A 17,300-nucleotide genomic window follows, 5' to 3' on the forward strand; every position below is an offset into this window, starting at 1 on the left:
AGTCACAGGAGTGTATCGGACAGCACTGCTAGCGCCAGGAGGCGTTGGAATGTGGGATCTCTGCCGGGCTCGGTGGAATCCGGGCACCGCCCAGCAGGGCGGCATCGAGTTCGAACAGGGGCGCGGAGCTCACGGAAATCCCCTCGGGAGAATCGGGATCAATCGCAAGAGCTTAGCCGCTGTCGATGCGTTGCGGCAGGTCACGATTGAGTGGACCGCATCGAGCACATCAGAAAGCAACGCTGAGGTCACCGTGAAGCCAATGTAGTTTTGTCTTCAGGCATAAACATCGGCAAGCGCTGCAACATCCAGTTCAGCAACTCCTGAGCCGGGGCGGCCAGAGGTCGGCCGGACTTCACCAGCAGTTTCGCCTCAACCCCCAGAAACAGCGGATGGTCGATCGATACCGCCGCCAGGCTGCCCTTGGCGATTTCCCGATAGGCCGCGAATTCGCCGAGCAATGAAGCGAAGTCTCCGGAGGCCACCATGCGCTTGAGCGCAGCGAGAGAGTTGCTGACCAGTGCCGGTCGGATGTCGATCTTTTCGGCGTACTCGAGCATTTTTATCGCGTGACCGATTCCGAATGAGGTGGGCGTCAACACCAGTTGGCAGGTGAGTATCTCCTCGATGGATGCCGGTCCGCCTCTCAATGCCAACGGATGATCGGGTCGGACCAGCAGCATCACCGGCTGCGATGACGTCGCGCGATAATCGATGTGCGAATGCAGAGGGGGGTTGTAGGCAAGGCCGATATGCGCACGGTTTTCGGCGACTTCATTCAGCACGTCGTCCACGGGCAGGATGTCCAGCCTGACATCAAGCTTGGGGTACTGTTTGCAAAACGGTGCGAGCACGTTGTCCACCAGTGCATCGACATACCCCTCGCTGATCACCACTCGAACATGGCCCTGCTGTAGGCCTTTGATCGCCTGGAGCTGGTCTTCGAGCTTCTCCTGATGTGAGCGATAACCTCGCCAGAACTCCAGCAAGTGCGCCGCGGCCTCGGTGGGCTGGACACCACGGGCCTGACGCTCGAACAGCTTCGCCCCCAATTCCTCTTCCAGCAGCTTGATCTGGCGCGTGATCACCGAGGGCGACGTATTGATGCTGTCCGCTGCACCGCGAATCGAGCCGTGGACCAGCACCTCGTGAAAATACCGCAACCGTTGTTGGTTGATCTCGCGCATGCAGGGCTCCGTAAATGGATGTGTGTTGCCTGTAGAGCAACGATACACGAACTTAGTTGCTCTTGCTGGGGCTGAGGTGTCGGTGCAACATTCTTTGGCAAGAACGCAGACCCACAAGAATAATCGGAGAGTCGCATGTCAACCTTTTCAGCACCGGCAGGCAGTGATGCCACTTCCGCCCTTTACCGCAAGCTCAATTGGCGGCTGCTGCCGCTCCTGTTCATTTGCTACGTCTTTGCGTATCTGGACCGGATCAACGTCGGCTTTGCCAAGCTGCAGATGCAACATGATCTCGGACTTTCCGATGCGGCCTACGGTGCGGGCGCAGGGATTTTCTTTCTGGGGTATGTGCTGTTCGAGTTGCCGAGCAACTTGATGTTGCCGAAGGTGGGCGCGCGAAAAACCTTCAGCCGCATTCTGGTGTGTTGGGGCATCACTTCGGCTTGCATGCTGTTCGTGCGTAACGTGCCGATGTTTTATGCGATGCGTTTTCTGCTGGGGGTATTCGAAGCCGGTTTCGCGCCGGGCATGATCTATTACCTGTCCTGCTGGTATGGCCCGAAGCGTATGGCGCGGGCCATTGCGATCGTATTCATCGCCGGCCCCGTTGGCGGGATTGTGGGCGGTCCACTGTCAGCCTGGTTGATCACCACGTTTGAAGGCGTTGGCGGCATGGCCGGGTGGCAGTGGATGTTCTTGATTGAAGGCCTGCCTTGCGTGTTTCTTGGCATTCTGACCTATTTCATTCTGTCGAATCGGCCCTCGGAAGCCCGTTGGCTGAGTGGCGAAGAAAGAAAACTGCTGGAGAGTGAACTCGGTGCATCGACGGGACACGTCCATTCATTCCGGGCGGTGTTGCGCGACCCGAAAATCTACGTCCTGGCGTCAGCCTATTTCTGCATCATCTTTTCGATCTACGCGATGAGTTTCTGGCTGCCAGCCATCCTCAAGGCCCAGGGCGTCAACGACACCATGCAGCTGGGTTGGTATGCCGCGATTCCCTACGTCGCAGCGGCATGCGGCATGTACTGGATAGGGCGCCGGTCCGACCGGGTCGGTGAAAGACGCTATCACTGCGCAATCCCTGCGGGCATTGGCGCAATCCTGCTGCTCATGTACCCCTTTGTCGACGGTCACCTGATGGCGTCGCTGGTCCTGCTGACCCTGGCAACCGCCATGATGTTCATGGCCTACACCGTGCTATGGGCAATGCCGTCCGAACACATCAAGGGCGATGCGGCGGCGGGCGGTATCGCCTTGATTAACACCATCGGTCTGTCCGGCGGCTTCTGGGGACCGGCGGTGATTGGCTGGGCAAAAACGGCAACCGGCAGCGCCAATCTCGGCATCGTCATTGTGGGCTGCGTGTTCCTGTGCGCAGCATTCGTGATTCTTTCCACCAAACCGCGCGCCCGTGATAGCTCGGTTTCTGAATTCAGTGCGGGTTGATCAACCGCCTTCCCCTTGATCAATCGAGTTCCGAAAGGAACCCTTTTAAAGAGAGAACCCACATGCTTTTACACCTATCGACCTGGGCCGAGATCGGGCAATTCCTTGAACGCAGCCGCACCATCGTGATCCCGATCGGCTCCAACGAACAACACGGTCCGACCGGTCTTCTTGGGACCGACTGGATGTGTCCCGAAATCATTGCACGCGAAGCGCAGAATTCAGCAGACATCCTGATCGCTCCGACCTTCAACATCGGCATGGCGCAACACCATCTTGGTTTCCCCGGGACCATTTCACTTCGCCCGTCGACGTTCATCGCGGCGATTGGCGACTGGGTACGTTCGCTGGCCGCTCACGGGTTCGAGAAAATCCTTTTCCTCAATGGCCACGGCGGCAACGTTGCCTCCATTGAAGCGGCGTTCTCGGAGCTCTACGCCGAAGCCAGCTTCGCACGACGCCCTGCAGGGTTCGCGCTGAAGTTGTGCAACTGGTGGGATCTGGAAGGGGTAGGTGATCTGGCGCGAGATCAATTCCCTACGGGCCACGGCATTCATGCCACGCCTTCGGAAATTGCCGTCACCCAATGGGCTTACCCGGACGCCATCAAGTCCGCCCAGTACTCGCCGCAGATCGCGCCGTGGGGGCCTATCCGCGAAGCGCAAGATTTCCGCGCACGTCATCCGGATGGCCGCATGGGGTCGGATCCGTCCCTGGCCAGCCCGGATAAAGGCCGCGAACTGGTAATGCTGGCAGCACAGAGCCTGGTGCAGGAACTCGATGCCTTCAGCCGCGAATCGATTCCCGGTTAACCCATCGGATTCAGACTTTTCAACTTGACCAGCGCCCGGAAGTTCCGGGCGTTGGCACATCCTGTTCGAGGAAATCCCATGATTGAACGCGACGTTTATACCCGCCTGAAAGACCTCGGTATCGAGTTACCTACCACCGGCGCTCCCGCCGCTGCCTATGTGATGAGTGCGCAGAGTGGCAATGTCGTTTACCTGTCCGGCCATATTGCGAAAAAGGAAGGCAACGTCTGGGCTGGAAAACTGGGCGAAACGCTGACGACAGAGGAGGGCTATGCGGCCGCGCGTTCGACGGCCATCGACTTGCTGGCGACGCTGCAGGCTCACGTTGGTGATCTGAATCGGGTCGTGCGGATTGTCAAAGTACTGAGCCTGGTGAATTCAACTTCCCGTTTCACCGAGCAGCACCTGGTCACTAACGGCGCCTCGGAGCTGTTTGCCGAGGTGTTCGGCGATCAGGGAAAACACGCACGCTCGGCATTCGGTGTGGCTCAGATTCCGTTGGGGGCTTGTGTCGAAATAGAGATGACCGTCGAAGTCCGTTGAAGATCGGTTAACGGTGAAAGGTGGTGTGTGGGGGCGAGGCCATTCGCCCCCACAGTCCGTAATAGCGCTTAGAACAGCGTCCAGGTGTAACTGATGATCAACCGGTTCTCGTTGATATCCGTGCGGTAGTTGGAGCGCGCCATCGCGTTGCGTACTCGCACGCCAAGGCCTTTCAGCGGGGCGGACTGAAAGGTGTAGCTGAGGTCCAGGTCACGCTCCCAATCTTTGCCCTCATAACCCATCCCGGTCTTCACATTGTCGCCGGTGACATAGCGCGTGCTCGCTAGCAGCCCAGGCACACCGAGGGCCGCGAAGTCATAGTCATAACGCAGTTGAAAGGAGCGCTCATGGGTGGAGACGAACTCGTAGGTCGGCAGTTCGTTGCCAAGTGCACTGACATTGAGAAACACGCGAGGAAAGGGGCTGTCGCCGTACATGCCTTGGTAACCGGCATAGAACGTGTGACCACCAAGTTTGGCCGATAGCAGCGAGAAGAAGGCCTGGTTGTCGACCTTGCCCACCCGTTTGCGACCTGTTTCCTTGGCGTCGTAATAACCCAGATTGGCCCCCAGCACCCAACTTCCCACCGGCACACTGTGTTTTAAACCAAAGAAGTCCTGCTCATAGATATCCTCCAGTAGGGAGTGCCAGGCACTCACGGTGGTGCGATTACTGTTGAACGCATAGTCGCCGCCCACGTAGTTGAAGGCATCGCTCGACACCTGGCGTTGCGGCTTGTTACCCAGCAAGGCCTGCAGTTTGCTCTCGCCGGCCTCGTTGCGCAGGGTCGTAGAAGTCAGGTGCCCGGCTTGCAGTGTCAGGCCGGGGATTTCACTGCTGGTAATGCTCGCGCCTTGATAGGCAGGGGGGAGCAGGCGGATATCGCTGAAAACCAGCGAAGGAATATTGGGTTGCAGTTCACCGACCTTCAGTTCCGTTTTGGAAACGCGCATCTTGGCCGCCAACCCGAGGCGGCCATAGTTGTCAGCGGCACGGCCGTCGTCCTTCACCGGTAATAACCCCGAGTTGACCCGGTCCGGACTGCTGTCGAGCTTGATGCCGAACTTGGCGGTGGCATCCAGGCCAAATCCCACGAGCCCGGGCGTGTAACCGGACTTGAAGTTGAGGATGAAGCCTTGCGCCCACTCCTGGGCCATCGATTTTTCCGAACCTCGGATGTCGGAGAAGTCTCTGCTGAAAAAATAGTTTCGGGTTGTCAGCGTTGCAGTGGACTGCTCAACGAACCCGCTGTCGGCGGCGTGGGCGAGGTTGGCGCCAGCTCCTGTGAAGAACAGCACACACAGTTTGCCTCGATCTTTTGTCATATTTTGACTCTTGTTTTTATTAGACATGACTCCGCCGTAGACGCTCTTTCGAGGGCCTTGCGAGTAGGACGGGGGAGGTAGGGACAGCCGTCAGCGTGCGGCTTTTGATGTTGCTGCGGTGTCGAGAGCGATGCTCGCTCCATTGGCCAATGGCAGCAAGAGCAACTTTATTCAGACATCGTTGCTCTGGAGGCAACGATGGTGCGAAGGCATGAAAAGGCTGCTTTCAGAAAGGCGGAACAAAAGATGGACCCGCCAGAACGGCGGGTCCGACAGTGGATCAGAGTTTCGGCAATTGCCCGATGCGCCCCATCATTTCGGTCACGATCTGCAGGTCCAGCAGGAACTGGTCGACGGTCTTGAACTCGTTGTCGGTGTGGCCGGTGTATTTGACCTCGGGCCGGGCCAGGCCGAACTGCACGCCATTGGGCAATTCATGAACTGAGGTGGCGCCGGCGGAGGTGCCGTACTCGTGTTTCATGCCAAGGTTTTCGCTGGCGACGGCCAGTAGGGCCTTGACCCATTCACCCTCTGGGTTGCGGTACATCGGCTCGGCAATCGAATAATCGAAAGTCGCTGCAACGCGGGACTTCTTGCTCCAGGCGCCAATTTTATCGGCGATTTCTGCCTTGAGCGCTTCCGGGGACTTGCCCTTTGGCACGCGCAGGTTGACCGCAAGCTTGAAGGCTTTTTCATCCATCCCGACAAACGTCAGGGACGTGGTCAGCGGGCCCATGAAGGCATCGGAGAAACCGACTCCCAGTTTGCCTCCGAGGTAATCCAGGCCCCAGTTGTCAGCGGCGTAGCGGGCGGCGTCGGTGATGTGGTTGTGCTTGAGCGCGACCTTGCCGTCGAGGCCATTGATAAAGACCAGCATCCTGGAAACCGGGTTGACGCCTGACTCCGGCTCGGAGGAGTGGGCGGAAACGCCGGTGACCGTCAGCTTGACGTCCTTGCCGTCAACCTTGGCGTTCACGCTGAAATTGCCGCCATTGCGCTTGGCAAACTCAGCACCGGCCTTCTGCAGGCTTTTGGCCAATTCGGCAGGCTTGTCACTCAGCAGCGTGACGACCGAAGCCGACGGGATCTGGTTAGTGGCCAGGCCGCCAGTCATCGAGACGATTTCAGCGCCTTTGCCGTCCGCCTTGCGCTTGGGGAAATTGGCCATGACGGTGCCGTAGCCTTTTTCGGCAATCACCACCGGGTAGCCGCCATCGAGCGCCAGGTTGTAGTTGGGTGTCGGGTTGTGTTCGAAGTAGTACGGGATGGCGTCGCCGGAGGTTTCCTCGGTGGTGTCGACCAACAGCTTGAAATTCCTCGCCAGCGGCAGCTTCTCTTCCTTGATCACTTTCATGGCGTAGAGCGCTACCACGATGCCGTTCTTGTCATCCTCGGTGCCCCGGCCATACATGCGGTCGCCGATCAGGGTGACCTTGAACGGATCGAGTTTGGTCCCGTCTTCCAGAACCCAGTTCTCCGGTGTCACGGGCACCACGTCGGCGTGGGCGTGAATGCCGACCACTTCATCGCCGGTGCCCTCGAGGGAGATCTCATAGACGCGGTTGTCGATGTTGCGGAAGTTAAGGTTGAAGGCCTGGGCAAGGCTCTTGATCTTGTCGGCGATCTTGATGAATTCAGGGTTGTCGTGCTGGGCAACGCCGTCGACGTTGAAAGTCGGGATGGCCACCAGCTCACGCAGCGTCTCGGTGGCGGCGCTGCCGTACTTCACCCGCGCATAGAGCCCCAGCAGGCGATGAATTTCGTTCTGCTGGTCGGCAGAAAGGGACTTGTTGTCCAGGAAGGCGCTGATTGCTGCGCCGAGGCCATCGGTTTTGGCCAGGTCGGTCTTGGCCAGGCCTGTCAGGAACTGCCTGAAATCGGTGGCCGATGCGTCACTGAACGTCTTGAGGATGGTCGCGCTCTGTTCCGGGGTAATGTTGGCGTGCGCGGCCGTGGTGAACGATGAAAGGCTGGCCAACATCAGGGTTGTTGCGGCCAGGTGCTTGAGTGAGAAGTCCATTGCTATGGGCATTCCTTTGCAGGGAGTGAGTTAGAAGTGTCTGATTAATGAAACAAAACGTTTCCAACCTACCACCACGGCGGCGCAACAGGGGAGCCCTGAAGCGGGATCTGTCGCACAGCCATGCAAAAGCGGCGCAGATATGAAAAAGAAACTCGGGGCCGTTTTCGTGACGAGTTTTACAAGATGTGTGCAAATTAAAAATTGGTTTGAGATGTTATAGGGTAACAATATAAGGTGCGCGGCAATCTGTTCTGCGGGACATGTTTATCCAACCCTTGTTGCGAAACCTCCATGACCATTGCGCCTCCTCGTTCTACCGGCACGGCCGTCGGCCGGCTCCTTTCCATCGATGCATTGAGAGGCATGGTGATTCTGTTCATGCTGCTCGACCACGTCCGCGAAACCTTTTTCCTGCATCGACAGGTGTCCGATCCCATGGACATTGCCTCGACCGAACCCGCGCTGTTTTTCAGCCGTACACTCGCCCATCTGTGTGCGCCGGTCTTCGTGCTGCTCACCGGTCTGTCGGCCTGGCTCTACGGTGAGAAATACGCCGGCAAGGCTGACGTTTGCAGTTTTCTGTTCAAGCGCGGTCTGTTTCTGGTGGTGCTTGAGTTCACTCTGGTGAACTTTGCCTGGACGTTCCAGTTTCCGCCGACGGTTATCTACCTGCAGGTGATTTGGGCCATTGGCCTGAGCATGATTGCGCTGTCGTTATTGGTCTGGCTACCGCGTCCGGTGTTGCTGTTCCTGAGCCTGGCGATCATCGCCGGCCACAACCTGCTGGACGCTCTGCACTTTCCTGTCGAGTCGGCAATGCACGTGCCTTGGGCGATTCTCCATGATCGCGGCTGGATCGAACTGGCCGAAGGGTTTCGGTTGCGCACGTCCTATCCGGTGCTGCCGTGGATTGGCGTGATCGGCCTGGGATATGCCATGGGACCGTGGTTCGGGCGCACGGCGGACGCCAGGGTGCGTCAACGCCTGCTGCTGGTCGGTGGTGTCACCGGGCTGGCGGGATTCGTTGCGTTGCGGCTATTCAACGGTTATGGCGAAAAGGCCTGGAGCGTGGGCGAGACGTCCCTGCAAACGCTGATGAGTTTTTTCAACATCACCAAATACCCACCGTCGCTGCTGTTTGTTGCACTGACTGTCAGCGCTGGGTGTTTGCTGCTTCTGTGGTTTGAGCGTGTGCAGAAGCGCCAGTGGCTGCGTCCGTTGACGGTGTTCGGGTCGGCACCGATGTTCTTCTATCTGTTGCACCTGTACGCGCTGAAGGTTTTGTATGTCATCGCTGTCGCGCTGTTCGGCTTGAACCAGGGGGCGTGGTTTGGTTTCACGTCGATAGGTGCGGTCTGGCTGGTGGCAATTTTGCTGGCGATTGCGCTTTATCGCCCGGTCAGTTGGTTCTCGTTGTTGAAGGCTCGACGTCGAGACATCGCCTGGCTCAAGTATCTCTAATGACGGCATTTGTGCACTTTTATAAAGCCGTGCTGCATCTCGCTGCACTATGCGAAGGCAAGAGCGGCCTGTTTTCCCGGTGAATTCAATACCAAAACGTCAGAGAGACCGCCCCCAAGCGCGACTTTTGCGATCTGGCACAAACACTGCAACACACCGAACAGGCCCACCCTGAAAGCAGTCGAGTGGGCAGCCCCCTCGGTCAACGACGATCGATTCGTGGGCAACATCGGTGGATCAGGCATAGACGTCTGGTGCTAACACCGCAAAAGAACAGGCAAAGACGCCTGGAACCGCAAGGTTTCAGGCGTTTTTTTTTGCTTTTTGAACCGTTTTAGCCGGGTGCTTCTTATGAATTCCAATGTTGCCGCGTTGAACAAAGTGCAAACGCTGATCGTGATCGGCAATGGCATGGTCGGACATCATTGCGTCGAGCAGTTGATCGAGCGGGGCGCTCTTGACCAGTATCGGCTGCACGTCTTCAGCGAGGAGCCGATGCGTGCCTACGACCGTGTGCATCTGTCCGAGTACTTCTCGGGGCGCGATGCCGAATCGTTGGCGCTGTCCGATGCATCGCTTTACCAGACGCCGGGCGTCACCCTGCATTTGGGTGTGCCGGTGATGGAAATCGACCGCGCTCGGCGCCAGGTGATTACCGCGCAAGGCTGCATCCCTTACGACAAATTGGTGTTGGCCACCGGTTCCTATCCGTTTGTGCCGCCCGTCGAAGGTGCCGAAGGCGATTCGCGTCTGGTGTATCGAACCCTTGAAGACCTCGACGCCATCCGTGCCGCCGCTGCCAACGCCCGCCGCGGTGTGGTGGTCGGCGGTGGCCTGCTGGGCCTTGAAGCCGCCAATGCGCTGAAAAGTCTCGGTCTGGAAGCGCATGTCGTGGAGTTCGCCCCGCGCCTGATGCCGGTGCAGCTGGACGAAATGGGGGGGCTTGCGCTCAAGTCGCAGATCGAAAGACTGGGTGTCGGTGTGCATCTGTCGCGCGCCACTCAATCAATCAGTGCAGGCGAGGAGTATCGCTACCGCATGAATTTCGCCAACGGCGAGTTTCTTGAAACCGACCTGATCGTGTTCTCGGCCGGCATCCGCGCACAAGATGCGCTGGCCCGCCACTGTGCCTTGGAAATCGGCCCGCGCGGCGGCGTGGTGATCAACGACGAATGCCTGACCAGCGACCCGGACATCTACGCCATTGGCGAGTGCGCCTCGTGGAATGGCGGCCTGTTCGGCCTGGTCGCGCCGGGCTACCAGATGGCGCGCGGTGTGGCGGCAAGACTGTGCAACGACGTGGCCGAACCGTTTCTGGGTGCCGACATGTCGACCAAACTCAAGCTGCTGGGCGTCGACGTCGGCTCCATCGGCGACGCGCATGGCCACACGCCGGGTGCGCGCAGTTATCAGTTCATCGACGAAACCACGGCCAGCTATCGGCGGCTGGTGGTGGATACCTCCGGCAAGCACGTCATCGGCGCGGTGCTGGTCGGCGACAACAGCTATTACGACACGCTGCTGCAGTACATGCAGAACGCCATAGCCCTGCCGTCGGAACCGGCCAGCCTGATTCTGCCGTCCTCCGAAGGCGCACCGACCCTGGGCCCGGGTGCATTGCCCGAGTCGGCCACGGTCTGCTCGTGCCACAACGTCACCAAGGGTTCCATCTGCTCGGCCATCGACGGTGGCTGCACCGACCTCGGTCTGCTCAAGGCGCAGACCAAGGCCTGCACCGGCTGTGGTGGTTGTGCCGGTTTGCTCAAGCAAGTCTTCGAGCATGAACTGATTGCCCGGGGTGTGAGTGTCGACAAAAGCCTCTGCGAACACTTCGCCTACACCCGTCAGGAGCTCTATGCGCTGGTGCGGGTAGAAGGGGTGATCACCTTTGAAGAACTGCTGGCCAAACATGGCCGTGGCCACACCGGTTGCGATGTCTGCAAACCGGCGGTGGGTTCGATCCTGGCCTCGTGCTGGAACCAGCCGATCATGGACGCCTCGCTGGTGCCGTTGCAGGACACCAACGACACCTTCATGGCCAATATGCAGAAAAACGGCACTTATTCGGTGGTGCCGCGCATTCCCGGCGGCGAAATCACCGCCGACAAACTGATCGCGATCGGTGTGGTGGCGAAGAAATACGACCTCTACACCAAAATCACCGGCGGCCAGCGAATCGATCTGTTCGGCGCACAGTTGCATGAATTGCCGGACATCTGGGCTGAGTTGATTGAAGCCGGTTTTGAAACCGGGCATGCCTACGGCAAATCGACCCGGACGGTGAAGTCTTGCGTCGGCAGCACCTGGTGCCGTTACGGCGTGCAGGACAGCGTACAAATGGCCCTGACCATCGAGGATCGCTACAAGGGTTTGCGCTCACCGCACAAACTCAAGTTCGCGGTGTCCGGATGCACCCGCGAATGCGCGGAAGCCCAAAGCAAAGACGTCGGCGTGATCGCTACCGAGAAAGGCTGGAACCTTTACATCGCCGGTAATGGCGGCATGCGCCCGCGCCACGCCGAACTGTTCGCCACCGACCTCGACGACGCCACCCTGATCCGCTACATCGACCGCTTCCTGATGTTCTACATCCGCACCGCCGACAAACTGCAGCGCACTTCGGTGTGGCGAGAAAGCCTGGAGGGCGGCCTGGATTACCTCAAGGACGTCATCATCCACGACAGCCTCGGGCTCGGCGCCGAGCTCGAATCGCAGATGCAGTTGGTGGTCGACCGCTATGAATGCGAATGGGCCAACGCGCTCAAGGATCCGGAAAAACTCAAGCGCTTCCGCACCTTCGTCAACGATAAACGCCCGGACCCGGACATCCACTTTGTCCAGGAACGTGGTCAGCGGCGCCCGATCATGGCAGCCGAACTCAACCTTATCCCTGTCACCGAGGAGATTGCCTGATGAGCCAGTTCAATACCCAACGCATCAATGCCCTGGCCAACACTGAGGTGTGGCAATCGGTGTGCGCGCAACAGGATCTGGTCAGCAACTCCGGCGTTGTCGTCTGGCTCGATGGCGCCCAAGTGGCGCTGTTCTACCTGCCGGGCGCGGAGGGGCGGAGCCTCTATGCCATCGACAACCATGATCCGCAATCCGGGGCGAACGTCATTGGTCGTGGATTGGTGGGCAGCATCAAGGGTGATCTCGTTGTCGCTTCACCGATCTACAAACAGCATTTCCGGCTGGAGGACGGCAGTTGCCTGGAGTATCCGCAACAGCGTCTGCGGGTCTGGCCGGTACGGCTGAACGGCGGCGTAGTGGAAGTCGGCGTGGCTTGAGTTCAAGCATCGGCAATGAGCAACGATAGCGGGGGCATCCATGAAAACAGCCGCACAGCTGTTGAAACTGAAAGTCGTGCAAAACCAGCACGTGCATAGCATTGCGCCGGACCAGATGGTGCTTGAAGCGCTGAAAATGATGGCCGAGAAGAATGTGGGCGCGCTGCCGGTCATCGAAGCGGGGCAGGTGGTCGGCGTCATCAGCGAGCGCGACTATGCGCGCAAGGTCGTTCTGCAGGGACGCTCCTCGGTCGGCACACCCGTGCGCGACATCATGAGCGCACCGGTGGTGACAGCCGACAGCCAGCAGAGCATTGAACGTTGTATGGCGGTCATGACCGACAGCCACCTGCGCCATTTGCCGGTCGTCGATAGCGGCGAGTTGATCGGTTTGTTGTCGATTGGCGATCTGGTCAAAGAAGCGATTGTCGAGCAGGCCGATTTGATTCGGCAATTGGAGTACTACATTCGTGGGCACTAAGCGGGCCGGCGGTCCGTTGTGGCGCGCGTAAGAGATCGTTGGGCCTTTGTCGAAAACGTGCAAAGCGCCCGACAAATTTTTTTTGAAATCAAGGGGTTGCCAGCCTTCGGAAATCAGTACATAATTCACGCCATCGAAAGCACTGACGGCTGAAAAAGCTCAATGTTTTCAAGGGGTTAGATCTAGTATCTGATTCCAAGTTTGTACGCGTCGGGTGTTGTGCTACATGACATCAGATGTTTGAGGCCGAGTAGCAAAATGGTTATGCAGTGGATTGCAAATCCACCTACGCCGGTTCGATTCCGACCTCGGCCTCCACTTTAAACAAGCTCCGTAGATCAATGATTTACGGAGCTTTTTTATTTGCAGTGTCTTGCAAGATTTAGTCTTGAAATGGGCATTTGTTAACTTGCTTCACCGGGACGGGATGTATATATTTCGTCCTCTGCTGCACAGGCGTCAGAACTGACAGATCTTCATTTGCCAGGCTTCAGACGGCTTACCGCGCTACCGCCCGAATGGCGAAACTGGTAGACGCATGGGACTTAAAATCCCCCGCTCGTAAGGGCGTGCCGGTTCGATTCCGGCTTCGGGCACCATGAATATCAAGGGCTTGCATGAGGTTTCTCATGCAAGCCCTTAGTTCTTTTCCGCAATCAAAAAATTATTTCCGCAATTCGCGACCGTCAGTCACGTCGTCGGGGTTCGGATGTGCTGCTCCGTCATCCCGACGATTGTATGACCTGACTGGCGCCGAGCTTCGCGGATGCTCCCTGTTGACGCCTCTTTGTCCGAAGCCGCTTTTGCTCTTGAGTCGCGCATCTGAAATTCTGCTTTTGCAATGCCCGCTGCCTCCCAGCCGAACGCGCACATATCCTCGATATCGGGAATCTATATAGCGGGCTAGTCATCCTCTCTCAGCGCTTTGACCTTCCCTGACTTTTCTGCAGCCACCAGCGCCGCATGGTCTTTTTCATTTTGATCCGCATAGCTCAATGCAAATTTGCCGATGGCCTGATCGAAGGTGTCCGATTGTCCCAAATAGCCACTGATGAGTGCAGCGTCTCCGGATTTGGCGTGGGCGCGGGCCAGTGTGAGTCCGCACAACTCGGCGTACATCTTCATTTGCGCCGCCGATGCGCCTTCAATCGGTGCTGACATTTTCATGTCCCGCAACTGGCGTACAAAGAAATGGCGACCTTTTTTACCTTGCGTCCAGCCCAAGAAAATGTCGCTGGACGACTGCATCAACCGTTGTCCGGTGACCACGCGTTGACCCTGATTTTCATAGATGCTTTTGCCGGCATAAGGCGCCAGCACGGAAGGGCCGGCTTCCTTGAACTGCAGGAGCAATGGGTGATTTTCCGCAGAGAAAAACAGACCGACGAAACAATACGTACCGACGCTGCCGATGCCCACGGCTTTCACGGCGAAGTCTTCCAGGCGATAGCGATCAAAGAGCACGCGCCGCTCATCAGGCAGCGTCTCTCGGTAAGCCTGTAATGCCAGCTGAACTCGGTGCTCGAAGTCCTTTTCGTAAATGTGGAAAAGTACCGGCGGTTGATCGATCAGGCGCCGTCGCCCCGCGACCTCGCTGCTGATCGTGGGATAAAGGTAGTCACCGATACGAATCCTTGCCTTCGCGATGACTTGCTCACGGTTTTTTTTGACCTTGGCATTGGGGGCCATGTCGACAATTGTTTGAGCATCAAGACGGTCATACCAGACGTCCAGAGGACTTTGTTTGGATAGTTGGCGCAATCGCTCACGATAAGCACGAACACATTCGACGGTGATTGCCAGGGCCTGCTTATCGCTGAGTCCGTTGTCGCGCGCGGCCACGGTAAAGCTGACCGCCAGACGTTTAACGTCCCATTCCCACGGAGCCGGAAGCGTTTCGTCGAAATCATTGATGTCAAAAATCAGATTGCGCTCGGGAGTCGCAAACAGTCCGAAATTCAACAGGTGGCAGTCCCCGCAAGCCTGTACCTGAATGCCGGTGTTCGGGGTCATCGCCAAGTCGTGGGCCATCAACCCTGCAGAGCCGCGCAAAAAGGTGAAGGGGCTGCGTAACATGCGACCGTAGCGCACCGGGATCAGATTGGGCAGTCGATACCGGTTCGACTCTTCAAGGAGGTCGATCGGGTCTCGGTGTTTACGCGGTGGTTTCCATACAGCGTGAGACGAATGTGGCACGCTTTCGCGTAATTGCTCACCTTCAGTCAAACGTTCTTTGCGGGAACGAAAGATGGGTTCGTCCACGATGACTTTCGCCGTTTTTGACGAACCTTCGGCACGCGGTTTTTTGTTGGGCGACATCTTCACTCCTTTGCTCGACAGAGCTGAATCGCCATTGCGAACAAGCCTTGCAAGAGCATCAATGTCCGTCGACAAAGACTACTCACGGTATGTCCGGTTTTTTACCTAAGGTATCGCATAGACCTTGAACAGCTTTTTGGCCGTGGCGCTGGCGCCACCCAGGTATTTGTCGAATGCCTGCTCGATCTCCCCGGAGCGGTACATTTCACTCAGCGTGGTGTCGACCAGCAAACGGAAGTTTTCGTCGTCTCGATCCACCGCCATTGCAGTCGGTGCGTACTCAAAAATTCGGTCCAGCAGAACCAGATTTCCTGCGGAGTAATCGGTACTGATGAGGTTCTGGAGCATCATGCGTTCAGCGAAGAAAGCATCGGCTTTGCCTTCGGAGACCAGCTTGAGGCCTGCCGCGGTGTTTTCCACGGTGACCAGAGTGGCCACCACTCCGAGTAATCGCATCTGCTGACGGATCCATGCCTCGGTGATTCCGCCAGCGGTGGCGGCATAGGTTTGGTTCGACAGCCCGCTGTTGACCGTCGCTCGCCAGGTTGGCCCGGTACGCGCCACCTTGCCATTAAGCACATTGAGCAACGCCTCTGATGCATCCTTGCGCACCACCGCCGAGAGGCCTGCCGTGTAGATCGGCACCGAGTAGCTCACAGCCTTGCGCCGCTCCAGTGTGGGAGAGGTCGGTGTACAAAGAATGTCGATCTTCCCCAATCTCACGGCGCTCATCTCGTCGGTGGCTGTGACGGGCAGGTAACGTATTTGCAACCCGGGCAAACCCAACTCGGTCTTGACCTTGTCGGCGATTTTCAGACAGAGGTCGATGGCATAACCGCTGGCTTTATCGGCTGCCTGGACGCTAAAAGGTGCGAAGTCCGGCAGGTAGCCGAGGGTAAAGGTATTGCTCGCCCGCACGCGTTCAAGCGTATTGGCATCAGCCAGTACGGGTACCAGCGCGAGCAGGCAAACGAGCAGCAGGTTGTTGGCTTTGGTCAGTTTCACGTTCATATCCTGGTTCCCCGAATTCAGAGGTTAGTGCAGTCCTGAAAACAATGGTCAAGGGTTGTCGGCCCGGGTCTGAGCGGTTGGAGATGGGTCGACAAAACGTTTGGCGAGGAAACCGTAGAGCAGGTAGCCGACCACCAGGACGAGGGTGCCGCCGAACACGGCGTCTTTGCCGCAGGCATACAGGGCGTACAAGGAATAGGAGACGGCAACCAGTAACAATATGGTGTTGCGGGTGTATACGCCGGCACTGACTTTCGCTTTGTACATCATGACCAGCAGGCCGGTGGCCGCCGTCACATAGGGAATCAGGTTGGTCACTGCTGCCAGGCTGACGAGTTTTCCGAATTGGGCACTGGCGTTGGGCGAAATGGTAGATAGCGCCAACAAGGTCTGCAACACACCACAGACCAGCATTCCGACTATAGGGGCATCCCTTGAGCTGACCTTGGCGAACAGTTTCAGGAACATGCCTTGGTCAGCCGTCATCTTGGCGGTTTGCGCCAGGGTGAACTGCCAGCCCAGCAGCGAACCGACACAGGCCATCACTGCCAGCGCCATGATGATGTTGCCGACCATGGGATTGAACATGTGTGCATAGACGAGCGCGAAAGGGGCCGATGAGTTGGCCAGTTCGGCATTGGGAATGATCCCCTGAATAACCGTGGTCGACAGCACATAAACCACTGCCGCACCCAGCGTGCCAAACAGGCAGGCCAGCGGTACGGTGCGCTTGGGATCTTCCACGGCATCGGAGGCCTGGGCCGCCGATTCCATGCCGAGGAAGGCCCACAGGGTCAGGGGAATCGCCTTGCCGATGGCTTCGGAGATTGGCAGGTTGTTCGGGTTCCAGGCGGCAGCCAGCACATCGGGCTTGAACCAGAACCAGCCGATGATGCTCAAGCCGGCCACCGGGATGATCACACCCCATACCGTTATCGCACCGATCTTGCCAGTGATGCCGGGGCCGCCAAAGTTGGCCACGGTGGTCAGCCAGAGCAAGCCGACCGTTCCGATGAACAGCGGAATGGCGCCACTGCCCAGCCAGGGCACGAACGATGTCATGTACCCCACTGCGGAGATGGCGACCGCTACGTTGGCAATGGCCAGCGAAAGGAAGTACAGATACGAGCACAGGAAGAACCCTGATTTGGCGTGCGCCTCTTCGGTGTAGGCGGACAGCCCGCCTGAGCGCGGACAGTAGATGCCACACTGGGAAAAGCAGTAAGCGATGGCCATGGAACCGACGGCAGTGACGATCCATGACAACAATGAAACGGCCCCGAGTTGGGCCATGCTCGTCGGCAACATGATGATGCCTGAGCCCATCATGTTCACCGTCACCAGTGTGGTGAGCCCCATTAGGCTCATTTTCTTGCTTGAGTCGGCCATCGGAAACTCC

13 protein-coding genes and 2 tRNA genes are annotated in these 17,300 nt (G+C 58.0%); 9 read left to right on the top strand and 6 right to left on the bottom strand.

Features of this window, described 5'->3' with window-relative positions:
* Window positions 1-248: 248 nt before the first annotated feature.
* Window positions 249-1,187, bottom strand: a complete 939-nt coding sequence (locus ACM1ZW_RS23245; protein WP_416739437.1) for a LysR family transcriptional regulator — start codon at window positions 1,185-1,187, stop codon at window positions 249-251.
* 135 nt (window positions 1,188-1,322) lie between these two features.
* On the opposite strand from ACM1ZW_RS23245, the gene ACM1ZW_RS23250 reads away from it, so the two are divergent.
* The 3 genes from ACM1ZW_RS23250 (at window position 1,323) to ACM1ZW_RS23260 (ending at window position 3,991) form a co-directional block, all read left to right on the top strand.
* Window positions 1,323-2,636, top strand: coding sequence for an MFS transporter (locus ACM1ZW_RS23250; RefSeq protein WP_416739438.1), 1,314 nt, complete (start codon window positions 1,323-1,325; stop codon window positions 2,634-2,636).
* Between the two features lie 62 nt (window positions 2,637-2,698).
* On the top strand, window positions 2,699-3,448 hold the full coding sequence (locus ACM1ZW_RS23255) for a creatininase family protein (protein WP_416739439.1): 750 nt from the start codon (window positions 2,699-2,701) through the stop codon (window positions 3,446-3,448).
* 78 nt (window positions 3,449-3,526) lie between these two features.
* On the top strand, window positions 3,527-3,991 hold the full coding sequence (locus ACM1ZW_RS23260) for a RidA family protein (protein ID WP_017339109.1): 465 nt from the start codon (window positions 3,527-3,529) through the stop codon (window positions 3,989-3,991).
* Window positions 3,992-4,059: 68 nt separating this feature from the next.
* On the opposite strand, the gene ACM1ZW_RS23265 is transcribed toward ACM1ZW_RS23260, so the two are convergent.
* Window positions 4,060-5,316 (bottom strand): OprD family porin, encoded by a 1,257-nt coding sequence (locus tag ACM1ZW_RS23265; protein ID WP_416739440.1) that lies wholly within the window; start codon window positions 5,314-5,316, stop codon window positions 4,060-4,062.
* A 280-nt stretch (window positions 5,317-5,596) separates the two neighbouring features.
* Window positions 5,597-7,336 (bottom strand): dipeptidase, encoded by a 1,740-nt coding sequence (locus tag ACM1ZW_RS23270; protein ID WP_414879736.1) that lies wholly within the window; start codon window positions 7,334-7,336, stop codon window positions 5,597-5,599.
* A gap of 294 nt (window positions 7,337-7,630) precedes the next feature.
* Between ACM1ZW_RS23270 and ACM1ZW_RS23275 the strand changes: the two genes are divergently transcribed.
* From ACM1ZW_RS23275 to ACM1ZW_RS23300, 6 genes are all read left to right on the top strand, one after another.
* Window positions 7,631-8,800 carry a DUF1624 domain-containing protein gene (locus tag ACM1ZW_RS23275; RefSeq protein WP_414883685.1) on the top strand — a complete coding sequence of 390 codons (1,170 nt, stop codon included), beginning with the start codon at window positions 7,631-7,633 and terminating at the stop codon, window positions 8,798-8,800.
* A 351-nt stretch (window positions 8,801-9,151) separates the two neighbouring features.
* Window positions 9,152-11,713, top strand: a complete 2,562-nt coding sequence (nirB, locus tag ACM1ZW_RS23280; protein ID WP_416739441.1) for a nitrite reductase large subunit NirB — start codon at window positions 9,152-9,154, stop codon at window positions 11,711-11,713.
* Entirely contained in the window at window positions 11,713-12,090 is a 378-nt protein-coding gene (nirD, locus tag ACM1ZW_RS23285) for a nitrite reductase small subunit NirD (RefSeq protein ID WP_017339103.1), read from the top strand. Before nirB ends, nirD begins: the two co-directional genes overlap by 1 nt.
* 40 nt (window positions 12,091-12,130) lie before the next feature.
* Window positions 12,131-12,571 carry a CBS domain-containing protein gene (locus ACM1ZW_RS23290; RefSeq protein ID WP_017339102.1) on the top strand — a complete coding sequence of 147 codons (441 nt, stop codon included), beginning with the start codon at window positions 12,131-12,133 and terminating at the stop codon, window positions 12,569-12,571.
* 244 nt (window positions 12,572-12,815) lie between these two features.
* Window positions 12,816-12,889: transfer RNA gene (locus ACM1ZW_RS23295), tRNA-Cys, on the top strand.
* Window positions 12,890-13,083: 194 nt separating this feature from the next.
* Window positions 13,084-13,170, top strand: a tRNA-Leu gene (locus ACM1ZW_RS23300).
* Window positions 13,171-13,474: 304 nt separating this feature from the next.
* On the opposite strand, the gene ACM1ZW_RS23305 is transcribed toward ACM1ZW_RS23300, so the two are convergent.
* The 3 genes from ACM1ZW_RS23305 to potE all read right to left on the bottom strand — a co-directional run bounded on the left by ACM1ZW_RS23305 (window position 13,475) and on the right by potE (window position 17,290).
* Window positions 13,475-14,647, bottom strand: a complete 1,173-nt coding sequence (locus tag ACM1ZW_RS23305) for a DUF2252 domain-containing protein (protein ID WP_416740833.1) — start codon at window positions 14,645-14,647, stop codon at window positions 13,475-13,477.
* A 348-nt stretch (window positions 14,648-14,995) separates the two neighbouring features.
* Window positions 14,996-15,901 carry an amino acid ABC transporter substrate-binding protein gene (locus tag ACM1ZW_RS23310; RefSeq protein WP_416739442.1) on the bottom strand — a complete coding sequence of 302 codons (906 nt, stop codon included), beginning with the start codon at window positions 15,899-15,901 and terminating at the stop codon, window positions 14,996-14,998.
* Between the two features lie 48 nt (window positions 15,902-15,949).
* Window positions 15,950-17,290 (bottom strand): putrescine-ornithine antiporter, encoded by a 1,341-nt coding sequence (potE, locus tag ACM1ZW_RS23315; protein WP_414879732.1) that lies wholly within the window; start codon window positions 17,288-17,290, stop codon window positions 15,950-15,952.
* Window positions 17,291-17,300 lie beyond the last annotated feature (10 nt).

Origin of the sequence: Pseudomonas sp. NFX71, from assembly GCF_048079215.1 — a bacterium.
GTDB classification, from domain to species: Bacteria; Pseudomonadota; Gammaproteobacteria; order Pseudomonadales; family Pseudomonadaceae; genus Aquipseudomonas; species Aquipseudomonas fluorescens_B.